Consider the following 26,309-nt stretch of genomic DNA (forward strand, 5'->3'; position numbering starts at 1 on the left):
ATATTATGCATTTTGATTAATGACAGTATAGTTTTTATGACTTACAACTGTAAGAGGTTCCATATCTAGTTCTCTAAAATTCTCCATAATTGTTATATCTACAATAACGGAGTTTTGATTTACTTTTTGAACACGGCCTTGCATTCCACCTTTAAATTCAATGATATCTCCAGTTTCTGCGATCTGCATAAGCAACTCTCCTTGTTACAGTTTTCCCAAAAAAGAATAATTTTGGTTTTTTTTATTTCCTCTTATTTTGAACCATATTGTCCATTTTGTAAATGTTTCCAAAGTAAAAATTCGAAAAATATTCACTTTTTGTAAGAAAATATGCAAGAATGTCATGTTATTAGAAAAAAAGAAAGGTTTAAATGCAGACATCTTTATATAGGGGTATAATAAAAAACGTACAATAACCTACTAAAGTGGGAGAAATTAGAGGCGGTAAAATGATGTTTGAATTTGTGGGGAGTGTTATAGCATTAACTTTATTTGTATTTTCTTATATAAATTTAAAAAAGATTCGTCATCATGAAACGACTACATATTTTGATGGGATGGATGGGATACATGCTTCCATTTCACATGAGAGTGGCGGGGATATGTAAAGGTGTACACCTTTCTTTTTTGCGTGGTATGATATTAAAAAATAGTACATAATAGAGTTCATAAGTGATGAATGGAGAGTGGAAAGAATGAAGATTTCTTTTATTCGTCATGGTCGCTTAGATCGTACTATAGAACCAATGACGGTTACATCCTTTCATGAATGGATGAAAGGATATGACTTACATACTATAACAGAAAAAGCACCTATACCAATGGAAACAAGAGAAGCGGTTGAGGCAGCAAAATTGATTGTAACAAGTGATCAAAGGTGTGCTGTACAGTCAGCAGCTGAATTAGTGGATTCTTTATCCTTTATCCAAAATTCTCTTTTTAGGGAAGCTGAAATTCCGACGAGTTTTTATGCTCCAAAATGGTTGAAGTGTAAACCTAACGTATGGATGTTTATCGGACGAACATTATGGATACTTGGTTACCATAAAGATGTTGAGTCTTATAAGGAAGTAAGAGAGAGAGCAAAGCAAGCGGCTTACGTATTACACCGTTACGCTCTCGTACATGGAAGTGTTGCTCTTGTAGGTCATAATTATGTGAATGTAATGATTGGTGCGGAACTGAGAGCGATAGGATGGTCTGGTACGCCTATTTTGCACAGAGAGCCATGGGGATGTACAACATATACGTTCCACGAAGCGATGAATGGGAATGTATTGAATACGAATTTAACATAAAAGCACACGATTTATATAAATCGTGTGCTTTCTTTTTAAGATATAGAAATTTTGATGTTTAATGGTTTTACGAGATGTGCATAAGGTTCGCCTACAAGCATAACGATTTGATCTTTTTTATAACCTAGTTTTTCGTATAGTGAATAGGCACGTTTGTTTTCTAAATTAACAAGTAATGCGATTTTTTCATACTCTTTTTCAGTTGCATGGATTTCAGCAGCTTCAATTAATTTAGAACCGATTCCTTTTCCACCATATGCACTTGAAACTGATAAAGTATCAATGTAATATTCATCAAGTTCGGCTTCTTTTTCTAACGTAATCGATTCATCTTTATGTAATTCTCTTAAGTGACGTACAATTGGTGCATCAAGCTTTGTTGCTTCACTACCGTGATAAGCGACAATAACTCCAACTGCACCCCCGTCTTGCTCATATACAAAACAGTTTTCATAGCTCAGTCGATTTCTCTCTTTTGAGAACCATGTTTCAAGTCCTAGTAATACTTCTGTCTCAACTGTGCTACCTGTAATTTTTTCAGCAATTTCGTGCAGAGCGTTATATAATAAAGGCGCTACTAGCTTCGTGTCTGTCTTTTTTGCTTTTCGAATCATAGTATCCCTCCTAGTTCTATTTATATATTGTAGCATAGTGGTATGGAACTTTGCATAATGGAATGATGAAATGATTGATATAGAGAAGTAGCTATGTTAGTATATGATATTTAGTGGACATATACTAAAGAAATCTTTTTTGAAAAATAATGAAAATGAAATAAAGGTATAGCACCTGGATAATTTTACAGTTGTTGACCTATAAAATATACGATAAAATAAAATATTGCATAGAGGTGAAATACATGGATAAAGAATTAGCAAATACAATTTTGGATCAGCTGAAAAATGGTGAAATAAAGGAGTATGTTGTTACGAAAGATGTATTTTATACGTTCAGAGAAGTTTTAGTAAGTCGAGAAGACTTTAAACATTTCATTGGTAACGCACAGCGCGGCGGACAAGTAATTTATACATATTCAGAAACGCCACGTTCGTAGCTAGAAGAATATAGGGAGGAGAATTATGGGCGATTTTAAACAAGGCATATTACCGCATTGGGATTATATGTGGAAAGATAGAGCCGGCAATAGGTTTATGGGGATGGTCATGTATCCAGAGAAACGAAAGTGTTCGGCAAAAATGCTTCAGAAAATAAAAAGAGCATATGAAGAGGCTGTAGAAATTAAAGTAACTGTACAGGTTCAACATACATATCAGTATGTAGAAGGAATGATTGTGTACTTTGATGAAGAAGCTCCTGTATGTACAATGATTGATAAAGATGAAAACCCACATCATATATTTGTAAAAGATATTTTGCGTATTGAGCACTCTGCATAATCTTTTCATAAATAAGTTAAATTTCCATAATAATCTTTTTCTATAATAGCTATCTTTTAGTATGTAACGCGAACTGAAAGTATATGTATAATATTTAATAAAGTAAATTGATAAATGTAATCGTTTTTTAGAACAGATTATCGTTTCATGTCTGTTCTTTTTTGCGTGATGCTGGAGAAATATATTCCTCCAGCATTTACCGTTTTATGACAAAATATATTGGTAACTTTTTTAAAAATAAGGTTAAATTCGTTGACAACTTTTTTGAAAAGCACTTTATTGACATGAGTTTTAGAATGTTGTTTCATAGTCATTGTATTGAAAAAAATCGACTGTCTTGTCGAAAAGTAAAAGTTAAAAAAAGAAAGAATTTATACATATATCTTGTGTCTTATTTTGAAACGTAATACAATATATAGAGAAATCAAGAAACAACATACAGAGAGTATAGATTGAAAAGGGAGGGTCGGAAATGTTAGTTGCATATGATTCTATGACAGGAAACGTGAAGCGTTTCATTCACAAATTAAATATGCCGGCCGTTCAAATTGGTGAAGATCTAGTAATAGATGAAGACTTTATTTTAATTACGTATACAACAGGTTTTGGCAATGTACCAGAACGTGTTTTAGAATTTTTAGAGCGCAATAATGAAAAATTAAAAGGCGTATCTGCAAGCGGCAATCGTAACTGGGGAGACATGTTCGGTGCAAGTGCTGACAAAATTTCTGCTAAATATGAAGTGCCTATTGTATCAAAATTTGAGTTATCAGGAACAAATAACGATGTAGAATATTTTAAGGAAAGGGTGCGGGAGATTGCGACACATTGAACTGAATAATGAAATCACGCAAATGCAGGACGGTTTTTATCAGCTTCATAAAGATAAAGAGGCATTAGAAGTCTTTATGGAAGAAGCTAGAGAGAATACCGTTCATTTTAATAGCGTGGCAGAGCGAATGGAGTATATGAAAGAACATGATTACTATTACAACGTTCTGGACGAGTATAACTTGGAGGAAGTAGAAGAGGTATATAACATCGCTTATGGTGAAAACTTCGAGTTCCAATCTTATATGGCAGCATCTAAGTTCTACAAAGATTATGCGTTAAAAACAAATGATCAAAAACAATACTTAGAAAGCTATGAAGATCGTGTAGCAATTGTGTCATTATACTTAGGACGCGGTGATGTTGCGAAGGCAAAACAATTCGCAAGCATGATTGTAAAACAAAACTACCAACCAGCGACACCAACCTTTTTAAATGCGGGAAGAAGCAGAAGAGGAGAAATGGTGTCTTGTTTCTTGTTAGAGATGGACGATAGCTTAAATTCAATCGGCTTTAACATTAATACAGCAATGCAATTATCGAAAATCGGCGGTGGAGTAGCCTTAAACTTATCTAAGCTACGCGCACGTGGTGAGCAAATTAAAGGTATCGATAATGCTGCAAGTGGTGTAGTACCTGTTATGAAATTACTTGAAGATTCGTTTTCATATGCGAATCAGCTTGGCCAACGAAAAGGGGCCGGTGCTGTATACTTAAACATTTTCCATTGGGATATTATTGAATTCTTGGATTAATTGGTAGTCCCTCTATACAGTAATGTGTATGAGAAAACCTTGTGAACCTAACCAATAGGGTGTCGCATTAGCGGCTAACGGTATCAGTTGAATAAGGGGTAAAAGAAAAAGAACCCGCGAAGAAGCTGACTAAGAGAGCCTACGGTCCATGTACGTGGATAGCAGGTAATACCGTGCCAAGCTTGAAAGAAATGCTATTTGGGTGAAGTGGAATCTTATATTCACCGGAGGCGAGATTCCATGAATTGTGGAATTTATTTGATAATTAATAAGGAAAATAAGAAGTTTTATATTGGTAGTTCTAATAATCTTCCTAATTATCAATACTTTCAAGAAGGTGTAGAGACTATCGAACGCACGTCATTAGACGAAAGCTAGTAGAGTAGGCTGGAAATAGGTACCAGTCGAAGTGCAAGGCAACCAGTTACAGGTTGATGATATAGTCCAACCTTCATAGAAATATGAAGACGAGTTGACCAAAAAAATAAATGCCGATGAGAAGAGCCGTATTCAGTCTCTATCAATCGGAATTATTGTTCCAAGTAAGTTCTTTGAGCTTGCTGAGAAAAACGAACCTTTCCATGTTTTCGCGCCTTATACGGTGTATAAAGAATATGGAAAGCATTTAGATGATATAGACATTGATGAAATGTACGATGAATTAATGAGCAATCCGAAAGTGAAGAAGAAGCCGCTAGATATTAGTGCGCGTGATATGCTTATTAAAATTGCTATGATTCAGCTTGAGTCAGGTTATCCATACTTGATGTTTAAATCAAATGCAAATAACCAACATCCACTGAAGGATATTGGAACTGTGAAGATGTCGAACTTGTGTACAGAAATCTTCCAGCTACAAGAAACTTCTGAAATAAATGATTACGGTACAGATGACATTATCCGTCGTGATATTAACTGTAACTTAGGATCGTTAAATATCGTAAATGTAATGGAAAACAAAGAAATTCGTGAAGCGGTTCATGCTGGAATGGAAGCTTTAACAGCTGTTTCTGATATGACAATCATTCCGAATGCACCGACTGTAAAAAAAGCTAATGACGAGCTTCATTCCGTTGGACTTGGTGCAATGAACTTACACGGATATTTAGCAAAAAATAAAATTGCTTATGAAAGTGCAGAAGCGAAAGAGTTTGCTCGTACATTCTTTATGATGTTAAATTACTACTCTATTGAGAAAAGTATGGATATCGCTAAAGAAAAAGGCGAAACATTTAAAGACTTCGATAAGTCTGATTATGCGAACGGCACATACTTTGAAAAGTATGAAACGACAGATTATAGCCCAGTAACTGAAAAAGTTCAGCAATTATTTGAAGGAATTCATATTCCGACAAAAGAAGATTGGACAAGTTTAAAAGAGCAAGTGCAGAAGAATGGTTTATACAACTCATATCGTCTTGCCATCGCTCCTACGCAATCAATCAGTTACGTTCAAAATGCAACTTCAAGCGTAATGCCAATCGTAAGTCAAATCGAATCAAGAACATATGCAAATGCGACAACATATTATCCAATGCCGTATTTATCAAAAGATACGTTCTGGTACTATAAATCTTCTTACGATATGAATCAGTTTAAATTAATTGATTTAATTGCAGAAATTCAAGAACATATTGACCAAGGAATTAGTACAATTCTTTACGTTAATAGTGATATTTCAACACGTGAATTAGCACGTTACTACATCTATGCACATAAAAAAGGCTTAAAGAGTCTGTATTATACGAGAACACGTAAGTTAAGCGTGGAAGAGTGTGTGGCTTGTACCGTTTAATATAAAAAGTAAGACATGATGAGCAGGGTTTTTCTGAACCCTGCTCATGCTTAGTTATTAATTTTTCATGTTTATTTAGAGAAGGGGCGATTGAATGCGTGCGGTAAACTGGAACAAAAAAGAAGATGATTTTAGTTTAATGTTTTGGAAGCAAAACATCGCTCAGTTTTGGACAGAAGAAGAAATCGCAGTGTCTTCTGACAAAAATACTTGGGTGCAATTATCGAAAGAAGAGCAAATTGCTTATAAGCGTGTATTAGGTGGTTTAACACTTTTAGATACGAAACAAGGCGGCGAAGGGATGCCTCTTGTACTTGTTCATCTTGAAAATTTACAAGCGAAAAGTGTATTAGCTTTCATGGGTGCTATGGAAGAAGTACATGCAAAAAGTTACAGTCATATTTTCACAACGTTAGCTACTGAAGAAGAAATCGATGATATTTTTGACTGGGTAGATAATCATCCGTTACTTGAGAAAAAGGCTGGTATTATTACGAGTTACTATCGTCGTTTATTAAAGCCTGAAGTAACGAAAAAAGAGTTATATATGGCAATGGTAGCAAGTGTGTTCCTAGAAAGTTACTTATTCTATAGTGGATTCTTCTACCCACTTTACTTAGCTGGTCAAGGAAAACTAACGGCAAGTGGTGAGATTATTAACTTAATAATTCGTGATGAGTCAATTCATGGCGTATTCGTCGGTATTTTAGCACAACAAATCTTCGCGGAACTTTCTGCAGAGGATCAACAAGAAGTGCAAAAAGAAACGCAAGAGTTATTAATGGAACTATATGAAATTGAAATGGCATACACAGAAGAAATTTACACTTCTATCGGTCTTGTAGAGGATGTAAATCGTTTCGTTCGTTACAATGCGAATAAAGGACTTATGAACTTAGGACTTGAGCCGAAGTTTGAAGAAGAAGAAATTAACCCAATCGTTTTAAATGGGTTACGTACAGATACGAAAAACCATGATTTCTTCTCTGTAAAAGGAAATGGTTACGTAAAAGCGACGAACGTTGAAAAGTTATCTGATGATGACTTCGTGTTTAATTTTTAATATATGATTATAAAAAAAGCTGTCTTATCCATTGATAAGACAGCTTTTTTTATAGTTTTGTTTACATAACACTATTATTTTTGTATAACGATTTCTGTCTAGAAAGTTTTATTCATTAGCTGGATAAAACTTTTTTTGTAATTAAATGGGTATTTACAATCCTTTTGTATCGGTGTATTATTTAACTAGTACACCAATACAAAAGGAGGGAAGAAATGAAAATAGAGTTTTCTCCAAATACACCAATTTACATTCAGGTAATGGAATACATAAAAAAAGAAATCGTAACAGGACATTTATTGCCTGGTGATAAAATTCCTTCTGTACGTGAATTAGCGAGTGAATTACAAGTAAATCCAAATACGATTCAGCGTACATTTCAAGAGCTAGAACGAGATGGAGTTGTTGTAACGCGTAGAGGAATGGGACGATATGTAACGAATGAAGGGGAGAAAATTATGGAGCTGCGAAAAGAGATGGCGAAAGAATTACTTCACTCTTTTATAGATGGAATGGACAATTTAGGTTTTTCAGAAGAAGAAATTCTTACAATTCTTCGTTCTTCATTACATGAGAAAAGGGAGGAGAGCGAATGACAGAGTTAGAGTTATTAAAAATAGAAAATGTATGGAAGAGATACGGGTTAAAAGCAGTAATCCGTGAACTAAACATAGAGATTACGGAAGGGAAAATTATAGGGCTCGCTGGAGATAACGGAAGCGGAAAAACGACGTTATTGAAAATGATTGCCGGTCTGCAGCATCCTTCCGAAGGGAGTATTACAATCGCTGGTAAAAAGGTCGGATTGGAAACGAAAGAAATTGTTTCTTTTATGTCGGATAAACCAGTATTTGATAATTGGATGACGGTAAAAGATTCTTTATTTTTCTATCGAGATTTTTATAAAGATTTCGACATTCAAAAAGCGGTAGATACGATTGCGGAATTTAAAATACCGTTAGAAGAAAAAATTACAGCTTTATCAAAAGGTATGGTTGAAAAGCTACAAATTATTTTAACCTTTTCAAGGAAAGCGAAGTTATACGTACTAGATGAACCGCTTGGCGGGATTGATCTCGTTTCTAGGGAACATGTACTGGAACTTATTTTACAGTTTTATCGTGAAGATTGTACAATACTAATCGCGACTCATTTAATAAATGAAGTTGAAAATATTTTTGATGAAGTAATCTTTTTAAAAGATGGGGAAATTGTATTGTATGAAAATGTAGAGGAACTACGTTTCCAACGAGGAAAAGCTGTTACGGATTTGTTTAAGGAGGTGTTTAGTAGATGAAAGCCAGTTTAATATATATGTACAATGCGAATAAAAAACAAATTTTCATTTCGTTATTGTCATTCATATTTATTGTAGCTGTCGCTTTTGTAAGTATGGGGAATTATATTAAACAAGAATCAGGAGAAGTAAGGCAAATGATTACAATTGCTTTAGTATTCTTAGTTTATTTAATTTTTGCGGTATTAGTATTTCTGCAGGCGATGTCTGCGTTTGGGAAAATGACTGAAAGTAAATTATTTCGGTTAACACCGATATCTGGTAAAAAAATTGTTTTAGCAATATTGTCATATGCGGCAATTAGCTTTATGTGTTTTGAAGTAATAGGTACTATGTTTGTCTATAGTATTTCGATGAAAGTAATAAAAGGTACAGAACTCTATGAAATGTTATTTACGGAAAGTACAATTGAGCTAGATATAGTAAAACAATTATTTAGTAGTGTGTTATATGTATTTAATTTATCAAGTATATTGTTAGTTTTACTTTTTACAGTAGCTGGTGTGAAAGTATTTTCTTTGAAAAAGAAAAAAATGGAGTATGTAATTATCTTCTTCCTATTTTTACTAGTAACGAAAGTAATCAATCTGATATATGAAATGCTGGGCCGACTTGCGCCTACACCTACTTTTATTAAAAAATCAGTTTATATAGATGAATCGGTGGATATAAATCTCATACTATATCCAGAAAGTCTTATGAATTTATATAGTATTGCTTTTTCAATCAGTATATTTGTTTTACTTGTTTATATAACAGGTCGCATAATCGATAAAAAATTAGAAGTCTAAAGGAGGAATCGGCATTGGGAAACGTAGTAGTGAAATTAGAAAATGTTCGAAAAAGGATTGGTGGAACGGAAATTATTCGCGGTTTATCATTTGAAGTTCGCGAAGGGGAAGTGTACGGGTTCCTTGGACCTAATGGTAGTGGTAAAACGACGACAATTCGTATGATGACAGGTCTTATTTCAATGACAGAGGGCGATATTACAATTTGTGGTCATAGTATCCGCACGGAGCGTGAAAAGGCGCTAGAGCAAATTGGAGCGATTGTAGAAAATCCTGAACTATATGATTATATGACAGGAATGCAAAACTTAAAGCATTTTGCGAACATGGCAATTACACCAATTAGTAAAGAGCGCATTGCTGAAATTGTAAAGCTTGTTGAGTTAGAGCATGCGATTCATAAAAAAGTGAAAACATATTCACTTGGTATGAAACAACGTTTAGGAATTGCACAGGCATTACTGCATCAGCCGAAAATCTTAATTTTAGATGAGCCGACAAATGGATTAGATCCAGCTGGTATTCGCCAAATTCGTGATTATTTACAACGTCTAGCGAAAGAAGAGAATATTGCTGTAATCGTATCAAGTCACTTATTAAGTGAAATTGAACTCATGTGTGATCGCGTCGTTATTATTAAGCAAGGTGAGTTTGTACAAGAGTATAACTTACATGAACAAGCAAAACATGATGAGACAGTAGTTGTAGCGTTTGAAGTAGATCAAGTACAGAAAGCAAATGAAATCGTTCAAGGTAAGGCGCAAGGAAATGTCATTGTAGTATCTGTAACGAAAGAAGAAATTCCACAACTTGTAAAGAAACTTGTGAATAACGATGTGCTTGTATACGGAGTTACCGTTCAAAATAAAACGTTAGAGGATGAGTTCTTAGCGATTACAGGGGGAGTGAAAGCGTAATGTTGAAATTAATTCAAAATGAATTTTTAAAGTTGCATGCGAAAAAAGGTATGTATATTTTAATTGGTGTTATTGCAGTATTGGAGATTTTGGGAGTTTTAGCGATGCTGAAATGGGGAGACGGAACTGAATTTAAAGGATCCTATTTAGATTTTGCAAGTTCAGAGATTAGTTTAATTACTTTGTTTGCAACGATATTTGGAATTACGATGGCTTCTCGTATGATTACGGATGAGTTCCAAAAAGGTACAATTAAGCAGTTATTAATCCGTCCAAGAAAACGAATGACAGTTTTATTCTCTAAATATATTACAGTGTTACTTACTATAATATTTATCATATTTGCTAGCACGTTAATTGCAATGATTATTGGTGGAATTGTAATGGACGGTAGTAAAACAGAATTAACGATAGGAATCGTAATGAAATCTACTTTATATCAAGTACTTTCACCGCTCTTCTTTGCGACGCTTGCATTTTTCTTAGCAAATGTATTTAGAAAATCTGTATTACCATTAATTATTACGATGTTCCTGTTCTTCTTACAAGGAGCAATTAATATGGTATTAATGATGTTTGCAAAAGGTGTAGCGAAGTTTGTAGTATTCTTCCATTTGGATTTAAGAGCTTACGATGGCAATAAATTAATTAGTGGCGGAGTAGAACCTACATTCACAGAATTTACATTTACAACTTCATTATTACTTGTAGCTGCATACGTTGTTGTATTGCTTGTAGCATCAAGTGCATTATTCCAAAAACGTGACGTATTATAATAAAAGAAATCCCCGCTTGTAAAAACGGGGATTTTTATTACATAACTTGCTCAGGTAATGCAACTTGAAGAGCAGTAATATAGTATTTTAAGAGATATGTTGTTTGAAAGCAATTGAGAAAAATAGGAAGAGTTTCGACTATATTCATATTATAATTTAGTTATCCGACCATTTATTTTACTAATTTTGGAGGTGTTCTATATGCACTATGCATTTTCACGTATAAGGCTACGTAGCTTTTTGGGATGGATGATTATAGGGTTGTTCCTTACGATGATTCCATTAGGTCTAGCCAATGTTTCTGAGAATACGATGGAGGTTATTTCACAAATAACTGTGTTTTTTGTGTTTCCGCTATTTTGGTTATACATAAAAACAAATAAAAATAATGTTGTATTTAATAGTTTTTTTGATAAGCCAGGACGTTTACCGTGGAGATTAATTATATTAGCAACGATAATGGGAATGATTTTTTCCGTTGGTATATCTCATATTCAGTTTTACATATTAGCACATACGTTACCGAATTTCTTAGTTACTATGTTAGAAGACGGAAATGTTATTAATACAAGTAACGTATTTATGACGATATTTACTTTCATTTCAGCATGTGTATTAGCACCTATTATGGAAGAGGTTATTTTTAGAGGTTTCTTTTTACAACGAATGGCTTATAAGTGGGGGATTAAAAAAGCTGTCATTATATCTTCACTTATTTTCGGCCTAGGACATTTTGATGTTATTGGTGCGTTCATGTTTGGTATTGTAATGTGTCTTTTATACATAAAGACAAAAAATATATGGACGAATATCGCTGTGCACGCTCTAAATAATTTCATTGCAACAAGTATGCAATTTGTCGGTGGAGAAGAGAGTAGTGCCATTTCAATTCCTGAATTACAAGCGCAAAGTAATTTATGGATCGGTATCGGTCTTACAGTTGTTGGGTTACTTTGGTTAATTCCTTACGTTTGGAAACAATGGCGCATGGTAAAAGAAATGGGTGTGCCACCAGTGCGCTTTATAAATGAGGAAAAAGTAGTGAGTGCATTACAAGAAAATGAAGAGTATAGTCAAGTGTTCGTAACAGATAGACTGATGGCTGTAGAGCTACCAGATGAGGCTGTAAATAAGTTCGGATTAGAAGAAAATGATTATGTAACAGTATCTGTAGAAGAGGATAAAATTGTAATAAAGAAAGCACATGATAGATAATTAAAAAGTAGCTCCTTAAGAGCTACTTTTTAATTTGTAATAATTTCTACACGAAAATTATTACCGTTCTTTACATATTTAATATCTGTAACAGTGCGGACTGTTTTTAAAATCTCAACTTTTTCACCAATTCGAGGGATAGTCGGAACATTATCCCAAATGCCAAGCAAGCCATCTAATTGTGCCGTTTTTTCATAAAACCAGATTTTCAATGTAAAGCCCCTTTCTCGAACTTTATGTATTTTAATACATAATATATTATTTTTATTCTTATTGTAAGGGGTTTTTGTATATTTTATGAATAAAAATTAATTAATCTTCTGGGAAGATATGTTCAATATCAGGAGTAAGAGATACTTCTGATAATACGATATGAGAAACAGTCGTTGCATATGAGGAAACATCATTGATAAATTCTTCAAGTTCAACGAGTGAAGGAACAGAAATTTTTACAATGTAGCATAAGCTTCCTGTTACTCGGTAACAAAAACTTGCAGATGGATAGGACTGAATAAACTGTTGCATACGTGTTGTATCACCATTTTTTAAAGTGATTTCTAAAATACAATCTAAAACAAGTCCTGCTTTTTTATAATCGATATCGATTGTGTACTTTTGGATCACGCCTTCACTTTCGAGTTTACGAACACGTTCTGCAGTAGACGGAGCAGATAAGTTTACTCGTTTCGCCAATTCACGCATGGAAAGGCGACTATCATTATATAATTCATTTAAAATTTTTCGATCAACACGGTCTAGTTGCATTTGTAAATATACCTCCAGTAAAATAATGATTTTTGTAAAGAAAAAATATAAATTAAGATTCATATGAACTGTAAAATGAACTTTATTTATTTTACAATAAAACAGAAGGAAATAGGAGGGGAAATGATGGAGAGAATTTCATTATCAAATATAGGAGATACAAAGTTTCAAAAGTTATTAGGGCATAATCCAGAGTTATTATATTCATGGAGTACGGTAGAGAATACATTGTATAGTAAAGGAACTCTCTCGGCAGAGCTGAAGGAGCAAGTAAGAAGAACATTAGCGTACGGGAATGAATGTCCGTACTGTATGGCAAAGGGAAGGCCTGATGATATACAAAAAGTAGGGGAAATAAGTGTAGCCGTTACGTTTGCACATACGTTTGTTCATGATAAACAAGGGATAGATGACAATATGTTTCGTGTGTTGAAACAATACTGGACGGAAAAAGAAATTGTAGAGCTTTGCGCTTATATTTGTTTTATGACTGCGTCACAACAACTTGGTTTTCTGTTTCAATTACAGCCGAAAGAAGGAGAAAATGATGATGAATCAAATAGCACTTATTATAATTGATGTACAAAAAGCGTTTCAATTACCATACTGGGGTGAGAGAAATAATCTTTTTGCTGAAGAAAACATGAGAACATTATTAGAAGAATGGAGAAAAAGAAAGCGACCGGTTTTTCATATTCAACATGTAAATAAAGAAAATGCGCAGTCGATGTTTTATGAGAGAGTGGAAACAGTCAACTTTAAAGAAGAGGTGCAACCACTACAAGGTGAAGTGGTTATTCAGAAATCTGTTAACAGTGCGTTCATTGGGACAAATTTAGAAGAGCAATTAAGAGAGAACAAATGTAATGCAGTAGTGGTTGTAGGATTAACGACAAATCATTGTGTAGAGACTACGACACGAATGGCAGGGAATTTAGGATTTACAACGTATTTAGTGAGTGATGCAACGGCTACTTTTAACCGTAAAGGTCTAGATGGTAAAGAGTATAGTGCAGAAGATATTCATAATATGACACTTGTAAATTTACATGAAGAATTTGCTACGATTTTGACGACAAAAGAAGCATTAAAATTATTTTAAGAAAATAATTGCGAATTGTGTAGAAAAAAATAAGAATATTTCGTATAATCTAAGTACAATCATTTTGAAATAGGGGTGGCATCATATGGAGCAAATTCCGGTAAAGAGAATAGAAGAAGTACTTGTTGTAGCAGGGAATGATAAACAGAAGCAAAAGGAATTTTATGAATTGCTCTTATCTACTGAGTTTTATGTTGCTGGTTCATTAGAAGCTGAGGACGGGGCAACAGAAGGAATACTTCGTTTGCGTCATTTCCAAGGAGAGGGTAGATGGATCGTTCCGTTCTTTACACAAATGGAATTTGTAAAAGACGTGTTGCCAGAAGGAACACCCCTTATTACGATACGTGGGAAAGAGTTATTTGGTAGCATTGAGAAAGATGCTACAGCAGTATTAAATGTTGGCACTGATATTAGTAAAACATTTATTCCAGAAGAAATTGCAGATATCGCATCTGGACGAATTTTTAATTATTATAAATAAAAGGAAAAGCTGAATCGCTTTTCCTTTTTTAATTTGAAAACGGAGTGGCTACACCAGAGGAAATAGAGAGTGTTTTATTATCTGTATTTATTGTCGCTGTAGCTCCAAGAGGAATGCCGATGTTTGGGCTTATATGACCGATCGGCAAACCGAATAGAACAGGTATATGATAGGGTGCGAAATATTCATATAGTATTGTTTGCAATGATTGAGATGGCTTTGAAGGAGTGCAGTCGTGACAACTTGTGAAAATAACGCCCCTGCATTCATTAAACTTTCCAGATAAAAGTAGCTGATTTAACATACGGTCAATGCGGTACGGTTCTTCACCAATGTCTTCAAGTAATAAAAGTGTATTGTCCGTATTTATCTCGTAGGGCGAGCCAATTATACTTGTTAACACAGCTAAATTTCCTCCAACTAACGTACCTGTAACTGTAACTGTACTGTGAGAGCTAGGTACGATACATTCTGATGCAGATAAAATGGTTGAATACGGATGGAATAGCTGATTGAAAGAGGATAAAGATAGGGAATCAATACCTTTTCCTAGTTCTTCAATCATCGGACCATGAAATGTTATAAGCTTTGCATAACGTGAAAAGGCAGTATGTAAAGCTGTAATATCGCTATATCCCCAAAAGATTTTAGGATGTTGCCTAATGATTTCATATTGAATGTGAGGGAGGAGACGGGCACTTCCATAACCACCTCGTGCACAGAAAATGGCCTTTACTTCATGATTTGAAAAAGCTTCATGTATATCATCGAGCCGAACTTGATCACTTCCAGCTAAATATCCGTACTTCTCATAAACACTCTTCCCGATTACTACAGATAAACCCATTTCTTGTAGTACGTTTACACCTTTTAATACATTTTCAATTGTTGGTGGGCCGGACGGTGCAATAATCATTACTGTATCACCTTGTTGTAACGCATTTGGATATATCATTGTTTTCAGCCTCCTTCACTTTCAATATATTCGCTTCATAGGAAGTTCAACCCTTGTAAAAGAAGGGGAAAGTTTGTCAAATAAAGAAGATATAAGGGGAATAGGAGGAGAAATGATGTTTACAAGTCGAGTTATAGATACATTACAAATTAAGTATCCAATCATTCAAGCGGGTATGGCAGGTGCAATTACGACGCCTGAGCTTGTTGCAGCTGTAAGTAATAGCGGAGGATTAGGAACGCTTGGAGCAGGCTATATGAGCCCTGAACAAATTCGTGATGCAATTTATAAAATAAGGGAACGAACGGATAAGCCTTTCGGTGTGAATTTACTGTTAACGAAAGAGATACAAATAGAAGAAGAGAAGATAAACTTGGCCAAGGGATTACTTAGCGGAGTGAATAGAGAATTCAGTATAGAGGAAGAAGAGCAGTTAAAGCTTCCAAAAAGTTATAAAGAACAATTACAAGTGTTAGTAGAAGAAAACGTGCCAGTCGTTAGCTTTGCATTTCAAACGTTAGAAAAAGAAGAAATAGATGAATTGAAAAGAAGAGGAATTAAAGTCATCGGAACAGCTACTCATGTGGCAGAGGCGAAAGTACTTGCTGAATTAGGAGTAGACATTATTGTCGGTCAAGGTAGCGAGGCAGGAGGGCATAGAGGAACGTTTATCGGGAAAGAACAGGACGCTATGATTGGGACGTTCGCATTAATTCCGCAGTTAGTAGCAGCTGTCCCTCACATCCCGATTGTTGCAGCAGGTGGTGTAATGAACGGACAAGGGCTTGTTGCGGCATTTACACTGGGGGCAGAAGCTGTTCAAATGGGATCAGCCTTTTTAACGAGTGAAGAAAGTATTACGCATGACGTATATAAACAAGCGGTTTTACATAGTACAGATACAAGTACAACTGTGACTCGTGCGTTTTCCGGGAAATATGCACGGGGTATTCGTAATGAATTTATAGAGAAGCATGAAGGGAAAGAAGAAGGGCTTCCGATGTATCCAGTGCAAAATGTATTAACCTCTAAAATACGCCAAGAAGCAGCAAAACGTAATAAAGGAGAATATATGTCGCTTTGGGCAGGACAAGCGTCATCATTAGCACGAATAGAATCAGCTCAGCATGTAGTGGAGCGAGTGATGAAAGAAGCAGATAACGTAATCGAACAATTGCAAAATGTATATAGAAAAAGACCACTTGAATAATTCAAGCGGTCTTTTCTTTAGTTTGCTTTATAAAATTGTTGGATGGCTTCATCGATATAAACCCAGCCTTTCCAACCTAAGTGCATGTGATCTTTTAAGAAGTATTTATCATACTCATGATTTGAGAAGTCGGCAATTGGATAGCCAGCTTTCTCAATTTGCTCATGAACTTTCTTATAGTACAATTCTCGGCGTTCTTTCGGGAAGCCAGCGTAATCGTACCAAGGACCTTTTACAGGAACAGAAATGAAGAGTGGTTTTGCACCAGATTGTTTTAATAAATCAAGTACAATTTGTAAATCTTCATATTCTGGCGATTGATCATAAGCATCATTTTTTAAGTAGCCTTCACGTTGCTTTAATTTCTTCTTGATTTTGCTGTTGAAGTAACCATCTTCGATACCATATTCGTTAGATCCAGATTCTGCTGCACCTGTTTGATCTGCATGTTTACGAGCTTCATCCCAGTTCATTTGTTTTAATGAAGGGTCAAGTTTTTCTTTATGCGGTTTAATATCAAACATTGCTGTAAGTAAATCTTTGCGATCTAAAATGTTACGATAAATATAAGCGAAAGGTTTAGCAGCAAGTGCTTTTACTTTATGCTTTGTATCATCGTAAACGATACCTTCAAGCGAAATTTTAAGTAAAGTTTCTTTCTTAACAATCTCAAAGTTTAATAAACGCTTTGCAATTTGCTTTTTCATTTCAGGTTTTACATCATCGTTGAAAATGAAGTGGTAACCTTGTTGTTTTGAAAAGTTAGGTGCAAAGTGTGTTTCATCAATACCTTGTGGCACAAACCATTGCGGAGAAAGAACGAATACCATCTTCTTATCCTTCAATTGATCCATTGTAGATGCAAAGTTTAATACATGTACAAGGTCTTGTGTTCCACCGCGTCCAAGTAGGAATGGTGTGAAGCCTTCAGGCTTTACTTTGAAATAGTTTGATGGATGGTAAGCATCCATACGTGCGAATTCCGATGATCCATACATCGGAAGATATTTCGAGTCTGCTAACATCTTTTGCTGTAAAATCATACTTTGAATCTTTTCTTCTTTTAAAGAAGTGGCAGCTTGTTCTACTTTTTCATCACTTAAAAGTGGAAGTAGGAAGCGCGTTGGAATAAGTAAGAATACAGCAAAAAGGGCCAATGCTAAAAGCATCGGACCAAATTTTGCTTTGTTCATCGGATTTCTTCCAACTTCTTAATAACCATGTTTGGAGTAGCCCACTCGTCACGGTCAAAATCAGAAATAGAAACTTCAATATCTAAACGCTCTTGGAATTCAACTAATAAAGATACTACAGCGAAAGAATCAAGAATACCTTCTTCAAATAACTGAACATCTAAGTTTTCTTTCACAATATCGTTTTCACATACTTCTTCTAAAATATCTAATACTTGCTCTTTGAATTCTGCCATTTTTAAAATCTCCTTTATATCCGAAATATATTATATGTGCAACTTCTTACTAGTTATAAGAAGGGTGCATTAAAAGTATCTGTTAAGGTGTCCAGAGAAAATGAGGAAACCGAAACATACAACGTGGAACGTAATTACAATCGCAAGGACGTGTGTAAATTTATTGTTTGGCCAAAACTTATGCTTCTTGTTTTTTCGTTCGAAAATATCGAATAAAATGAACAGTGCGGCATGATAGAGACCATAAATAACATATTGTGCAACAGCGCTTCCTTGAATGTGCCAAATTCCCATAATGAAGAAGTTTAAAAATGCACCGATATACGAAATTGTGTAACGGTTCTTAATTAACTTTTTCTTCGTTGCAAAAAAGACGAAACGCATGTAGATGAAATCACGGAACCAGAATGATAAACTCATGTGCCAGCGGTTCCAGAAGTCTTTAATATTACGACTAAGGAATGGCTTATTAAAGTTTTCTGGCGTTTTAATTCCCATCATGTAACTGATACCAATTACGAACGCACTATAACCTGCAAAGTCAAAGAATAATTGCATGCTAGTAGCGTACATAAAAATCACATTAGATAAAAGTGTATCTTGATTGGCGAATACGGCCTTTACAAGATATGTTGTTATCAAGTGTGCAATTATAAATTTGTACAGAAAACCTTGGAAAATACGGTTAAGTCCTGTATATAGTAACTTTTGATATTCTTCAGCGCTAGGCGGCTTTTGAATATCTTTTTGGAATCTACGGTAACGATCAATAGGTCCACTTGAAATCGCAGGGAAGAATAAAACAAACTCCCAGAAATTAAAGAAGGAAAGTTCTTTAATTAAATTATCACGAACTTCAAAGACCATTTGTACAGCTCTAAATGTTACGTAAGACATACCTGCGAAAACAATAAAATGTAATTCAGGTACAAATGGTGCGATTTTTGCCAAAATAAGTGGCAAAATCGATAAAATAACAGCTATACAAAACATGAATGTACTATTATTTTGTTTTCTTAAAATTAAATAGCCTTTAATTAGGGCATATTGCCAAATAATAAATGCGGCTAACATAATCGCTTGCTTCGGTTTATCCGAGAAGATAATAGCAATCATGACTAATGTTAAAACGGCATTATATTTACGCAACATTTTACCTTTTAATCCAGCTATGATAGTAGGTATTAATAAAATGCCCACTATAGCGAAAAAATAAAATGATCCATATGCGGTCATGCTGTAACCTCACTCAATAATTTTTTGCGATCTACCTTTCCATTTGGTGTCATTGGAATAGAAGATTGATACATGAATTTACGTGGAATCATGTAGTTTGGTAATCGCTCATTGAGTTCTTTTTTGATTGCAGATGTTAATTTGAATTCTTTTTCAAATGAATGTTCTCCAGGAACAACAACCGCTAATAAATAATCGTATTTTTCACCTTTTTTAATTGGAACGATAACTGCACCTTCTACGTAAGAACACGCACGAAGGTGATGCTCAATTTCTTCTAATTCCATTCGATAACCATGCAGCTTAATTTGGAAATCAAGACGACCATTATAGAATAGAAGACCATTTTCAACATAGCCAGCATCGCCTGTTTTATAGGCGCGCTCACCGTCAATCATAGTAAATGCTTTTTCTGTTAATTCAGGGCTTCCTAAATATCCAACGCTTACGCTTGGACCGACAATTACGATTTCACCTTTTTCACCATCAGGTGCAATCGTGCCATCTTCTTTCATAATAAGAAGGCGGCAGTCTGCTTTACAGTAGCCAACTGGAAGTGATTTGTATTGATCAAGCACTTCGTCTGTAACGTGAATACCTGTTACAGCGACAGTAGCTTCTGTTGGACCGTACGTATTCATAATTGTTGCTTTCGGGAAACGCTCAATTAATTTTCTAGCTACTTCATTTGGTAACACTTCACCGCAGAATAAGAATGTTTTCATGTTTGGTAGCATACCCTCAGAGAAAGATGATTCCATTAAACACATCTCTGCGAAAGATGGTGTTGAAGTCCATACTTGTATATCCGATTGCTCTAAAGAAGCAAACAAGTCTTTTGGACGTGCAATCATATCTTTATCGATTGCCCAAAGTGTACCACCTGTTACTAATGATGGGTAAATATCCATGACAGATAAATCGAATGAGAAAGGTGCTTGGTTTAAGAATACTTGTCCTGTTTGTAAGTTGAAATCTTCTACAGCCCATTTTGTAAAGCTTACAAGGCAGTTATAAGTAATCTGGACCCCTTTCGGATTACCTGTGCTTCCTGAAGTGTAAATAATGTAGAAGTTCTCATCACCTTTTACCGCATGTTCAGGATTTGGAGTGTTCCCTTTATGAGTAAAGAAAATATCTTTTAAGTTGTCCTCACTTACAATGCGAACTGGTAAATCAGTTACAGTTACTGCTGTTGCTGATAAAAGTAGTTTCGCACCAGAATTTTCAGCGATACGTTGTACACGATCAGCTGGGATAGATAAATCTACAGGAATATAAGCATGTCCAGCTTTTACACATCCTAAAAAGTTAATAATCATTTCCGGTTGCATATGGCCATACACCATAATTGGTGAACGATCATCTGGATACTCAGAAGAAATCCAATGTGCTAACGCATCAGAATCTTCCTTTAATTGTTTGTACGTAATTTTCGCATCTCGCCAAACAAAAGCAGTTTGATCAGGCGTTTCAATAGCCCACTTTTCAATTTGTTCTAATAACTTCATAACGTTCCCACCCTAGAATTCATTGTAAATAAATGTACTTGTGTTTGTATCATGGAATCCATACAACCAAAGTAATGCAAATAAAATTGCAAGGTAATAAACCGTCTTTGCAACCCATTGTGTGAGTGGTCGAGACCATATCTCTTTTAATCTTTCCATGTCTTTCCCTCTCTTAATGAAATAATAGCTCTTTGTAGGTATCATGTCCTACATTATTGTGAAAAAAACAAAATTCCACATTTTAGGTAAAAATAAGTCAAAAGGCTCTTTTCTGATATTAGCACTAAATACTAAAAAAGAAAATCCCTAACTTAGCAATTATATTACATTCAGCATCAATTTGTAATGGATTTGATATGTAAACAGAAAGTGGATTGTGTGAATACATAAAAGTGGACTATAAGAATACGTAAAAATATAGTATTTGCGCTTATTAGTCATTCGAGACGGAATAAATTTTTACAGTTCTAATTCTTTTGAAAAGGAGGAAATTATTATGAATAGAGTGTGGAAGAATCTAATTTCGGAAGAAAATATTGTGAAATGGAGACGACATTTCCATAAGTATCCGGAATTATCATTTCATGAAAAAGAAACTTCGCAATTTATATATGATACATTATGCTCGTTTTCTTCTTATGAAGTAACGAGACCGACGAAGTATAGTGTACTAGCAATTAAAAGAGGAACGGAACAAGGGAAAGTGATTGCGATTCGAGCTGATATAGATGCTTTGCCAATTCAAGAGGAGACAAGTAAATCTTATACGTCTGTAAATAAAGGGGTGATGCATGCATGTGGGCATGATGCTCACGCCGCTATTTTGTTAAGTACAGCAGAGGCACTATCAAATATAAAGGAAGATTTTGCAGGTGAAATTCGTCTATTCTTTCAGCACGCGGAAGAGGTATATCCTGGCGGGGGAAAAGAAATGGTTGAAGCAGGCGTGATGGAGGGTGTTGATTATGTAATAGGTTTACATGTTATGTCAGGACTTGAGAGCGGGAAGATTGGAATTGCGTACGGTCCGATGATGGCGGCACCAGACGTATTTACAGTTGAAATTCAAGGGAAAGGAGGACATGCGGCGAGGCCAGAAGAAACGATAGATCCTATTGCTATCGGAGCACAGATTATTACAAATTTACAACATATCGTATCAAGAAATACAAGTGCTTTCATGCAAAGAGTCGTTTCAGTTACGCAGTTTCATGGGGGAATGGCTGATAATATCATTCCTAGTGCAGCAACTTTAATGGGAACTGTTCGTTCATTTAATCAAGCATTAAGAGTAGAAGCAGAAGAGAAAATTGAGAAAATCGTGAAAGGAATTACAAAGGCACATGGGGGGGAGTATACATATTCGTATCGATATGGATATGATCCGGTTATTAATGATGAATATATTACGAAAGTAGTAGAGGAAAGTGCACTACATTTGTTTGGGAATGAGCGTGTTGTGAAGCTGGAACCTTCTATGGGAGGAGAGGATTTTTCAGCATATTTAAGAAAAGCACCTGGTTGTTTCATTAAATTAGGGACTGGTAATAAAAAGATAGATACGTGCTACCCGCATCATCATCCGAAATTTGATGTAGATGAAGCAGCGCTAATTTATGGAGTAGAACTATTTTTAGAGACAGCGATAAGGCTACTAAAATCATAGAAAAGTATAAAAAAAGGCAACTGCGCTCTATCGCAGTTGCTTTTATTTCTTTCCGTCAGAGAGGGCTGAGAAAGAACTATGCTCATTTATAGTATATGAATAGCTAACGGACAAGCTTGTACATTTTAATCATTTTTTAAAAAATAGTTATTGACAGTGATAATCAATGTCAATTAATCTAAAAGTAGTTGAAATTGATAATTATTATCAATGTGATGGATGCGACATGTTAATGAGAAAGAAATTTCACCTTCTGCGGAGGGGACTAAAAGATAAAAATAAAGAAGTTGATCAGCATATGGAATGGCAACGAAATGTAATTCGTTCAGAATATGTAGATGAGAAGAAGAGCATTCAAACAGAAAAAGAGATACAAAGTAAAGGGAGAGGTTCAGTTGAGTAAGTTAGTAATGATTTTTGCAAGTATGAGTGGAAATACAGAGGAAATGGCTGATCATATTGCCGGCGTGATTCGTGAAACAGAAAATGAAATTGAAGTGATTGATATTATGGATTCACCAGAAGCTTCTATACTAGAACAGTATGATGGAATTATTTTAGGTGCATACACTTGGGGAGATGGTGACCTTCCTGATGATTTCTTAGATTTTTATGACGCAATGGATTCTATTGATTTAACTGGGAAAAAAGCGGCAGTCTTCGGATCATGTGATTCGGCTTATCCGAAGTACGGCGTAGCGGTTGATATTTTAATAGAAAAGCTACAAGAACGCGGAGCTGCAGTTGTGTTAGAAGGGCTAAAAGTAGAATTAACGCCAGAAGATGAAGATGTAGAAAAATGTTTACAGTTTGGAGCTGAATTTGTAAAACACCTTTCTTAATGGCAGGAGGGAGATGAAGAGCAAGTGCACGAGAAAATCGCAATCAAAACGATGACAGATTATCATTTGTATGATTTTATGCGTTGTCCGCATAAATTTTATTTTCGTCATATAAAAAGAAGAGAACCTTCTTCGTTTGAATGGCAACAAATCGCACAAATGATTGTGAATCGAATTATTAACGAATATTACACACTACCTGCGGGCCAACAAACGAAAATTGTACTTTTAATATTAATAGAAAAGTATTGGAAAAAAGTAAGGGTTAATATGTTTGCTTCGAAGGCGGAGTATTATATTGTGTTAGCGAAGCTAACAGATCACTTATTACAGTTTGTTGAAAGAGATGATAGTCAGACACCGCCGTTATTTTTGTATGAAAAATTTCAAACATATATGGAAGAGTTAGGTGTCCACATGTCATTGACATTAGAAGTTGGTGAGTGGAGTACTGAGTCGTTTGTAATTAAAAAGTATGTTGTCGATGCGGATGAGGAAATGCTTGCTCTTTGTCAAAAGTTAATGACAGTATTCAGTTATAAAGCTTTCGGCATTCTTCCAGGAAAAATTGAAGTAATTAATTTAATAGAAGGAACTAAGTATGAGTACATTCCGAAACAGGAAGATATTATAACTGGAATGGCTGATTTATCTAGAATGAAAGAAATGTTGCAGCAACCTGAGCATTATACAGAGCGTCAGTTTCGTTCTGAGTGTATAAGTTGTGCATTTCGTAGCGAATGCCAAGGGGAAGAAGTAAAGAAAGAAGCGGGGCAGAAGAAAAATATCGTACATTAAAGGATGCAATGTTGCATCTTTTTTGTTATTGACATGAAAAGCTTTTCATCATTTACCGTATATTTGTAGCAGATTTTAATAAAGGGAGGAATAATCAATGAAAGATGAAACGCAAGTATTTCAATGGTTAAAAGAACAGAATGCCCCTTTTGGAATTCAACTGCAAATTTTACAGGCATTTCAACTGTATAAAGTCATTGTTGAAATGGATAAAAAGTTAATGTTGTATGAGGAGAGAGAGCAGAGGGAGAGAATGTAATCTCATCCCTGCAGTATTACTTTCAGTTGTTCTATACCAGCTATGAATGCAAGTTCATTCTTTTTTTCAAAGTTATAAATTATATTATGTAGTAAAGGACTGTATTGATAAAAGGTAGTGATGCGGTGAATGAGTAATGGATCATGGTGTGAAATAAGCATGCTATATTGTTTATATACTGATGTAGTAAATTCATGTCCGAAATTATAATATAGCCCAGCAAAGTCAAAGGCGGGATCTCCCATTTGAGCATCACCAAAATCGATAATCCCTGAAATTGTTTTATTTTGTTTATCAAATAAAATGTGATGATGTGTAAAGTCAGCATGAATAATAGTATTTTGAAAAGTGGATGTATCGATACATGTAAAGAAATTTTCAAATAACCGATTTAAAGATGAATGCTGTAACGAAGTAAGACTGTTAGTAACATACTGATTTAACTTAGTTTGTAGCTCTTTCCAGTAGGTAAGTGTTTTTTCAACAGGGAACCCTAACGTTGTGCCTTGCTTTATAGGAATACTATGTAGAGTTGCAAGGAAGGCAGCTAATTGTGTAATAATAGTTTTCAGTTCTTTATCCTCAAGCTTGGTAACTGTGTCTGTTTTTAATGGTTCACCATGAATGAGCGTGTAGTAACTACAAAGTGGAACCGCATCAGCATCATTTCTATATAATAGGTGATAGTGTGGAACCTTAATTTCATGTAGTGAATAAGAGAGAAGTTTGCATAGTTCTTTTTCTACCGGAATGCGCATTGCATATTCTTGTTTTCGCGGGAAACGAAACAGTAGCTCATCATTTACTATAATCGCTACATTATCCCACCCTTCTTCATTTTGTTTATAGGAATGTATAGAAAGATTAGGAAAAGCTTCTTTTATATATTGTTTGTAAGAGTCCATAATTGTTCCTCATTTCTAAGTTAAGTTCTTCCACTTTATGATATCAGAATTTTCTTTCTATATGTTAAAATATAACTATCATTATAAAGAAGGGTGGGAGTATTACGAAGAAAAGACTATTAATCGCTTCTCTATGTATCGCTTTTGGATTGTTTTTGTCATATAAAGAGCAGGTTTTTGCAGCCTTTAAACCGATTGATCAATACGGATTAAATAAGGAACTGAAGAATAAAAGTATAGAAACCTTAACTTATAATGAAATGAAAAAGGTAGGAGAACATTTTGTGACAGAGCAACTATCAGTGTTTGCGTTTCATAATAAAGAAGATGTGAAACGAAAAGGTGAAGAAATATTTGTAAATAGAGGGTATGAGCGATTAATGAAAAATTATTATCCAAATCGTTTTCAGGATTTAGAGTATAAATTTATAAACGAGGAGATACGTGAAGTGACGGATGAAAGTTTTCTCTATAAAACTGTAGCATACGTTGCGGGTACTGAAAATGGTAAGAGAAGCGAAATGAAATTGAATTATGAAATGAAAATTGTAAAGGTTAACAATATATTTAAAGTGTTAGAACAAAAACAGTACGTACAATAAAGTGAAACATGAACCAGTACCATAAATAGCGGTATAAAAAAATCCCCCAGTTCTTTGAGGGATTCTAAAGGTTTTCATTTTGTTGACCAATTTCTTTTTGAGCAATATATAAATTTCCTTGCTCGACTTGTTTCTGAGTAAGAACAGAATCACCTGCATACCCTTTTTCTGTTTTTACAGTTCTTTTTGAACGATTGGAATCTTGTTTCTTCATATAATAAATCACCTTCCATCAAAAATAAAAGAAAATGATAAGCACGAGTAATACAGCAGCAAAAATGGTAATACCCATTAAAAACGAAGTGTTTTTATATTTAGGTGGCTTATGTACATCTTGCCGATATCCAGGTGAAATTTCAGGGGCGAATTCTTCATCGAATAATCGCTTTTTTTCTTGTTCGTCCATATGT

36 protein-coding genes and 2 pseudogenes are annotated in these 26,309 nt (G+C 34.8%); 25 read left to right on the forward strand and 13 right to left on the reverse strand.

Annotated elements, in window-relative coordinates; all coding sequences use genetic code 11:
* Positions 1-3: 3 nt before the first annotated feature.
* Positions 4-189: a YkvS family protein gene (locus tag AAG068_RS06790; RefSeq protein WP_001165081.1), complete on the reverse strand. Its 186-nt coding sequence runs from the start codon at positions 187-189 to the stop codon at positions 4-6.
* Positions 190-425: 236 nt separating this feature from the next.
* On the opposite strand from AAG068_RS06790, the gene AAG068_RS06795 reads away from it, so the two are divergent.
* The gene (locus AAG068_RS06795) at positions 426-608 is read left to right on the forward strand and encodes a hypothetical protein (protein ID WP_342718662.1); all 183 of its coding nucleotides are present in this window, start codon (positions 426-428) and stop codon (positions 606-608) included.
* 87 nt (positions 609-695) lie between these two features.
* The gene (locus tag AAG068_RS06800; protein ID WP_342718663.1) at positions 696-1,298 is read left to right on the forward strand and encodes a histidine phosphatase family protein; all 603 of its coding nucleotides are present in this window, start codon (positions 696-698) and stop codon (positions 1,296-1,298) included.
* 35 nt (positions 1,299-1,333) lie between these two features.
* Here AAG068_RS06800 and AAG068_RS06805 read toward each other — a convergent pair whose 3' ends face one another.
* A complete protein-coding gene (locus AAG068_RS06805) occupies positions 1,334-1,912 on the reverse strand; it encodes a GNAT family N-acetyltransferase (protein WP_342718664.1) in 579 nt (192 codons plus the stop codon).
* Between the two features lie 245 nt (positions 1,913-2,157).
* Here AAG068_RS06805 and AAG068_RS06810 point away from each other — a divergent pair, with 245 nt between their 5' ends.
* The 13 genes and pseudogenes from AAG068_RS06810 (at position 2,158) to AAG068_RS06870 (ending at position 12,135) form a co-directional block, all read left to right on the forward strand.
* The gene (locus tag AAG068_RS06810; protein ID WP_071758925.1) at positions 2,158-2,352 is read left to right on the forward strand and encodes an abortive phage infection protein; all 195 of its coding nucleotides are present in this window, start codon (positions 2,158-2,160) and stop codon (positions 2,350-2,352) included.
* Positions 2,353-2,377: 25 nt separating this feature from the next.
* Positions 2,378-2,695 carry a hypothetical protein gene (locus tag AAG068_RS06815; RefSeq protein WP_098344482.1) on the forward strand — a complete coding sequence of 106 codons (318 nt, stop codon included), beginning with the start codon at positions 2,378-2,380 and terminating at the stop codon, positions 2,693-2,695.
* Between the two features lie 472 nt (positions 2,696-3,167).
* Positions 3,168-3,527, forward strand: coding sequence for a class Ib ribonucleoside-diphosphate reductase assembly flavoprotein NrdI (gene nrdI, locus AAG068_RS06820; RefSeq protein WP_000959450.1), 360 nt, complete (start codon positions 3,168-3,170; stop codon positions 3,525-3,527).
* A pseudogene (locus tag AAG068_RS06825) lies at positions 3,514-4,278 on the forward strand (ribonucleoside-diphosphate reductase subunit alpha); the annotation flags it as partial. The gene nrdI and the pseudogene AAG068_RS06825, both read left to right, overlap by 14 nt.
* A 243-nt stretch (positions 4,279-4,521) precedes the next feature.
* Entirely contained in the window at positions 4,522-4,659 is a 138-nt protein-coding gene (locus AAG068_RS06830; protein ID WP_428845987.1) for a GIY-YIG nuclease family protein, read from the forward strand.
* A 97-nt stretch (positions 4,660-4,756) separates the two neighbouring features.
* Positions 4,757-6,076: pseudogene (locus AAG068_RS06835) on the forward strand (ribonucleoside-diphosphate reductase subunit alpha); the annotation flags it as partial.
* Between the two features lie 94 nt (positions 6,077-6,170).
* Positions 6,171-7,139: a class 1b ribonucleoside-diphosphate reductase subunit beta gene (gene nrdF, locus AAG068_RS06840; RefSeq protein WP_048526819.1), complete on the forward strand. Its 969-nt coding sequence runs from the start codon at positions 6,171-6,173 to the stop codon at positions 7,137-7,139.
* Positions 7,140-7,354: 215 nt separating this feature from the next.
* On the forward strand, positions 7,355-7,735 hold the full coding sequence (locus AAG068_RS06845; RefSeq protein ID WP_000687513.1) for a GntR family transcriptional regulator: 381 nt from the start codon (positions 7,355-7,357) through the stop codon (positions 7,733-7,735).
* A complete protein-coding gene (locus AAG068_RS06850; protein WP_342718666.1) occupies positions 7,732-8,436 on the forward strand; it encodes an ABC transporter ATP-binding protein in 705 nt (234 codons plus the stop codon). Before AAG068_RS06845 ends, AAG068_RS06850 begins: the two co-directional genes overlap by 4 nt.
* A complete protein-coding gene (locus AAG068_RS06855; RefSeq protein ID WP_342718667.1) occupies positions 8,433-9,227 on the forward strand; it encodes an ABC transporter permease in 795 nt (264 codons plus the stop codon). The genes AAG068_RS06850 and AAG068_RS06855 overlap by 4 nt, the downstream gene beginning before the upstream one ends.
* A 14-nt stretch (positions 9,228-9,241) precedes the next feature.
* Positions 9,242-10,144, forward strand: a complete 903-nt coding sequence (locus AAG068_RS06860; protein ID WP_342718668.1) for an ABC transporter ATP-binding protein — start codon at positions 9,242-9,244, stop codon at positions 10,142-10,144.
* Positions 10,144-10,920: an ABC transporter permease gene (locus AAG068_RS06865; protein WP_342718669.1), complete on the forward strand. Its 777-nt coding sequence runs from the start codon at positions 10,144-10,146 to the stop codon at positions 10,918-10,920. The genes AAG068_RS06860 and AAG068_RS06865 overlap by 1 nt, the downstream gene beginning before the upstream one ends.
* A 201-nt stretch (positions 10,921-11,121) precedes the next feature.
* Positions 11,122-12,135: a CPBP family intramembrane glutamic endopeptidase gene (locus AAG068_RS06870; RefSeq protein WP_342718670.1), complete on the forward strand. Its 1,014-nt coding sequence runs from the start codon at positions 11,122-11,124 to the stop codon at positions 12,133-12,135.
* Positions 12,136-12,164: 29 nt separating this feature from the next.
* Here the strand turns inward: AAG068_RS06870 and AAG068_RS06875 are convergent, their stop codons facing one another.
* Entirely contained in the window at positions 12,165-12,347 is a 183-nt protein-coding gene (locus AAG068_RS06875; protein ID WP_000707111.1) for a DUF3913 family protein, read from the reverse strand.
* A 100-nt stretch (positions 12,348-12,447) separates the two neighbouring features.
* Positions 12,448-12,900, reverse strand: coding sequence for an Lrp/AsnC family transcriptional regulator (locus tag AAG068_RS06880; RefSeq protein WP_001175498.1), 453 nt, complete (start codon positions 12,898-12,900; stop codon positions 12,448-12,450).
* Between the two features lie 63 nt (positions 12,901-12,963).
* Here AAG068_RS06880 and AAG068_RS06885 point away from each other — a divergent pair, with 63 nt between their 5' ends.
* The 3 genes from AAG068_RS06885 (at position 12,964) to AAG068_RS06895 (ending at position 14,486) form a co-directional block, all read left to right on the forward strand.
* Positions 12,964-13,479 carry a carboxymuconolactone decarboxylase family protein gene (locus AAG068_RS06885; protein ID WP_342718671.1) on the forward strand — a complete coding sequence of 172 codons (516 nt, stop codon included), beginning with the start codon at positions 12,964-12,966 and terminating at the stop codon, positions 13,477-13,479.
* Positions 13,448-14,002, forward strand: coding sequence for a cysteine hydrolase family protein (locus AAG068_RS06890; RefSeq protein WP_342718672.1), 555 nt, complete (start codon positions 13,448-13,450; stop codon positions 14,000-14,002). Before AAG068_RS06885 ends, AAG068_RS06890 begins: the two co-directional genes overlap by 32 nt.
* Before the next feature lie 85 nt (positions 14,003-14,087).
* Positions 14,088-14,486: an SseB family protein gene (locus AAG068_RS06895; RefSeq protein WP_306185242.1), complete on the forward strand. Its 399-nt coding sequence runs from the start codon at positions 14,088-14,090 to the stop codon at positions 14,484-14,486.
* Between the two features lie 28 nt (positions 14,487-14,514).
* Here the strand turns inward: AAG068_RS06895 and AAG068_RS06900 are convergent, their stop codons facing one another.
* Positions 14,515-15,441 (reverse strand): S66 peptidase family protein, encoded by a 927-nt coding sequence (locus tag AAG068_RS06900; protein WP_342718674.1) that lies wholly within the window; start codon positions 15,439-15,441, stop codon positions 14,515-14,517.
* Between the two features lie 115 nt (positions 15,442-15,556).
* Here AAG068_RS06900 and AAG068_RS06905 point away from each other — a divergent pair, with 115 nt between their 5' ends.
* Entirely contained in the window at positions 15,557-16,651 is a 1,095-nt protein-coding gene (locus AAG068_RS06905; protein ID WP_342718675.1) for an NAD(P)H-dependent flavin oxidoreductase, read from the forward strand.
* Positions 16,652-16,668: 17 nt separating this feature from the next.
* Here AAG068_RS06905 and dltD read toward each other — a convergent pair whose 3' ends face one another.
* The 5 genes from dltD to AAG068_RS06930 form a co-directional block, all read right to left on the reverse strand.
* Positions 16,669-17,844 carry a D-alanyl-lipoteichoic acid biosynthesis protein DltD gene (gene dltD / locus AAG068_RS06910; protein WP_342718676.1) on the reverse strand — a complete coding sequence of 392 codons (1,176 nt, stop codon included), beginning with the start codon at positions 17,842-17,844 and terminating at the stop codon, positions 16,669-16,671.
* Complete coding sequence (gene dltC / locus AAG068_RS06915; RefSeq protein WP_000807310.1) at positions 17,841-18,080, reverse strand: D-alanine--poly(phosphoribitol) ligase subunit DltC; 240 nt, start codon at positions 18,078-18,080, stop codon at positions 17,841-17,843. The genes dltD and dltC overlap by 4 nt, the downstream gene beginning before the upstream one ends.
* Before the next feature lie 69 nt (positions 18,081-18,149).
* Positions 18,150-19,316, reverse strand: coding sequence for a D-alanyl-lipoteichoic acid biosynthesis protein DltB (dltB, locus tag AAG068_RS06920; protein ID WP_078419322.1), 1,167 nt, complete (start codon positions 19,314-19,316; stop codon positions 18,150-18,152).
* Positions 19,313-20,827 carry a D-alanine--poly(phosphoribitol) ligase subunit DltA gene (gene dltA, locus AAG068_RS06925; protein WP_342718684.1) on the reverse strand — a complete coding sequence of 505 codons (1,515 nt, stop codon included), beginning with the start codon at positions 20,825-20,827 and terminating at the stop codon, positions 19,313-19,315. The genes dltB and dltA overlap by 4 nt, the downstream gene beginning before the upstream one ends.
* A gap of 12 nt (positions 20,828-20,839) precedes the next feature.
* Positions 20,840-20,986, reverse strand: coding sequence for a teichoic acid D-Ala incorporation-associated protein DltX (locus AAG068_RS06930; protein WP_000440293.1), 147 nt, complete (start codon positions 20,984-20,986; stop codon positions 20,840-20,842).
* A 337-nt stretch (positions 20,987-21,323) separates the two neighbouring features.
* On the opposite strand from AAG068_RS06930, the gene amaA reads away from it, so the two are divergent.
* From amaA to AAG068_RS06955, 5 genes are all read left to right on the forward strand, one after another.
* On the forward strand, positions 21,324-22,493 hold the full coding sequence (gene amaA, locus AAG068_RS06935) for an N-acyl-aliphatic-L-amino acid amidohydrolase (protein ID WP_342718685.1): 1,170 nt from the start codon (positions 21,324-21,326) through the stop codon (positions 22,491-22,493).
* A 166-nt stretch (positions 22,494-22,659) separates the two neighbouring features.
* Positions 22,660-22,896, forward strand: a complete 237-nt coding sequence (locus tag AAG068_RS06940; RefSeq protein ID WP_342719834.1) for a hypothetical protein — start codon at positions 22,660-22,662, stop codon at positions 22,894-22,896.
* Entirely contained in the window at positions 22,889-23,335 is a 447-nt protein-coding gene (locus AAG068_RS06945) for a flavodoxin (protein ID WP_000041153.1), read from the forward strand. Before AAG068_RS06940 ends, AAG068_RS06945 begins: the two co-directional genes overlap by 8 nt.
* 24 nt (positions 23,336-23,359) lie before the next feature.
* Complete coding sequence (locus AAG068_RS06950; RefSeq protein ID WP_342718686.1) at positions 23,360-24,133, forward strand: hypothetical protein; 774 nt, start codon at positions 23,360-23,362, stop codon at positions 24,131-24,133.
* A 97-nt stretch (positions 24,134-24,230) separates the two neighbouring features.
* A complete protein-coding gene (locus tag AAG068_RS06955) occupies positions 24,231-24,392 on the forward strand; it encodes a hypothetical protein (RefSeq protein WP_342718687.1) in 162 nt (53 codons plus the stop codon).
* 2 nt (positions 24,393-24,394) lie between these two features.
* Here AAG068_RS06955 and AAG068_RS06960 read toward each other — a convergent pair whose 3' ends face one another.
* On the reverse strand, positions 24,395-25,297 hold the full coding sequence (locus tag AAG068_RS06960) for an aminoglycoside phosphotransferase family protein (RefSeq protein ID WP_342718688.1): 903 nt from the start codon (positions 25,295-25,297) through the stop codon (positions 24,395-24,397).
* An 83-nt stretch (positions 25,298-25,380) separates the two neighbouring features.
* Between AAG068_RS06960 and AAG068_RS06965 the strand changes: the two genes are divergently transcribed.
* A complete protein-coding gene (locus AAG068_RS06965) occupies positions 25,381-25,899 on the forward strand; it encodes a biotin transporter BioY (RefSeq protein ID WP_342719714.1) in 519 nt (172 codons plus the stop codon).
* 64 nt (positions 25,900-25,963) lie between these two features.
* On the opposite strand, the gene AAG068_RS06970 is transcribed toward AAG068_RS06965, so the two are convergent.
* Together AAG068_RS06970 and AAG068_RS06975 are read right to left on the reverse strand one after the other, a co-directional pair.
* Positions 25,964-26,113 (reverse strand): hypothetical protein, encoded by a 150-nt coding sequence (locus tag AAG068_RS06970; RefSeq protein ID WP_000743738.1) that lies wholly within the window; start codon positions 26,111-26,113, stop codon positions 25,964-25,966.
* Between the two features lie 18 nt (positions 26,114-26,131).
* Positions 26,132-26,305, reverse strand: a complete 174-nt coding sequence (locus AAG068_RS06975) for a 2-isopropylmalate synthase (protein ID WP_342718689.1) — start codon at positions 26,303-26,305, stop codon at positions 26,132-26,134.
* Between the last annotated feature and the right edge of the window lie 4 nt (positions 26,306-26,309).

The sequence above is a fragment of the Bacillus paramycoides genome (genome assembly GCF_038971285.1).
In the GTDB taxonomy this organism is placed as follows: Bacteria; Bacillota; Bacilli; order Bacillales; family Bacillaceae_G; genus Bacillus_A.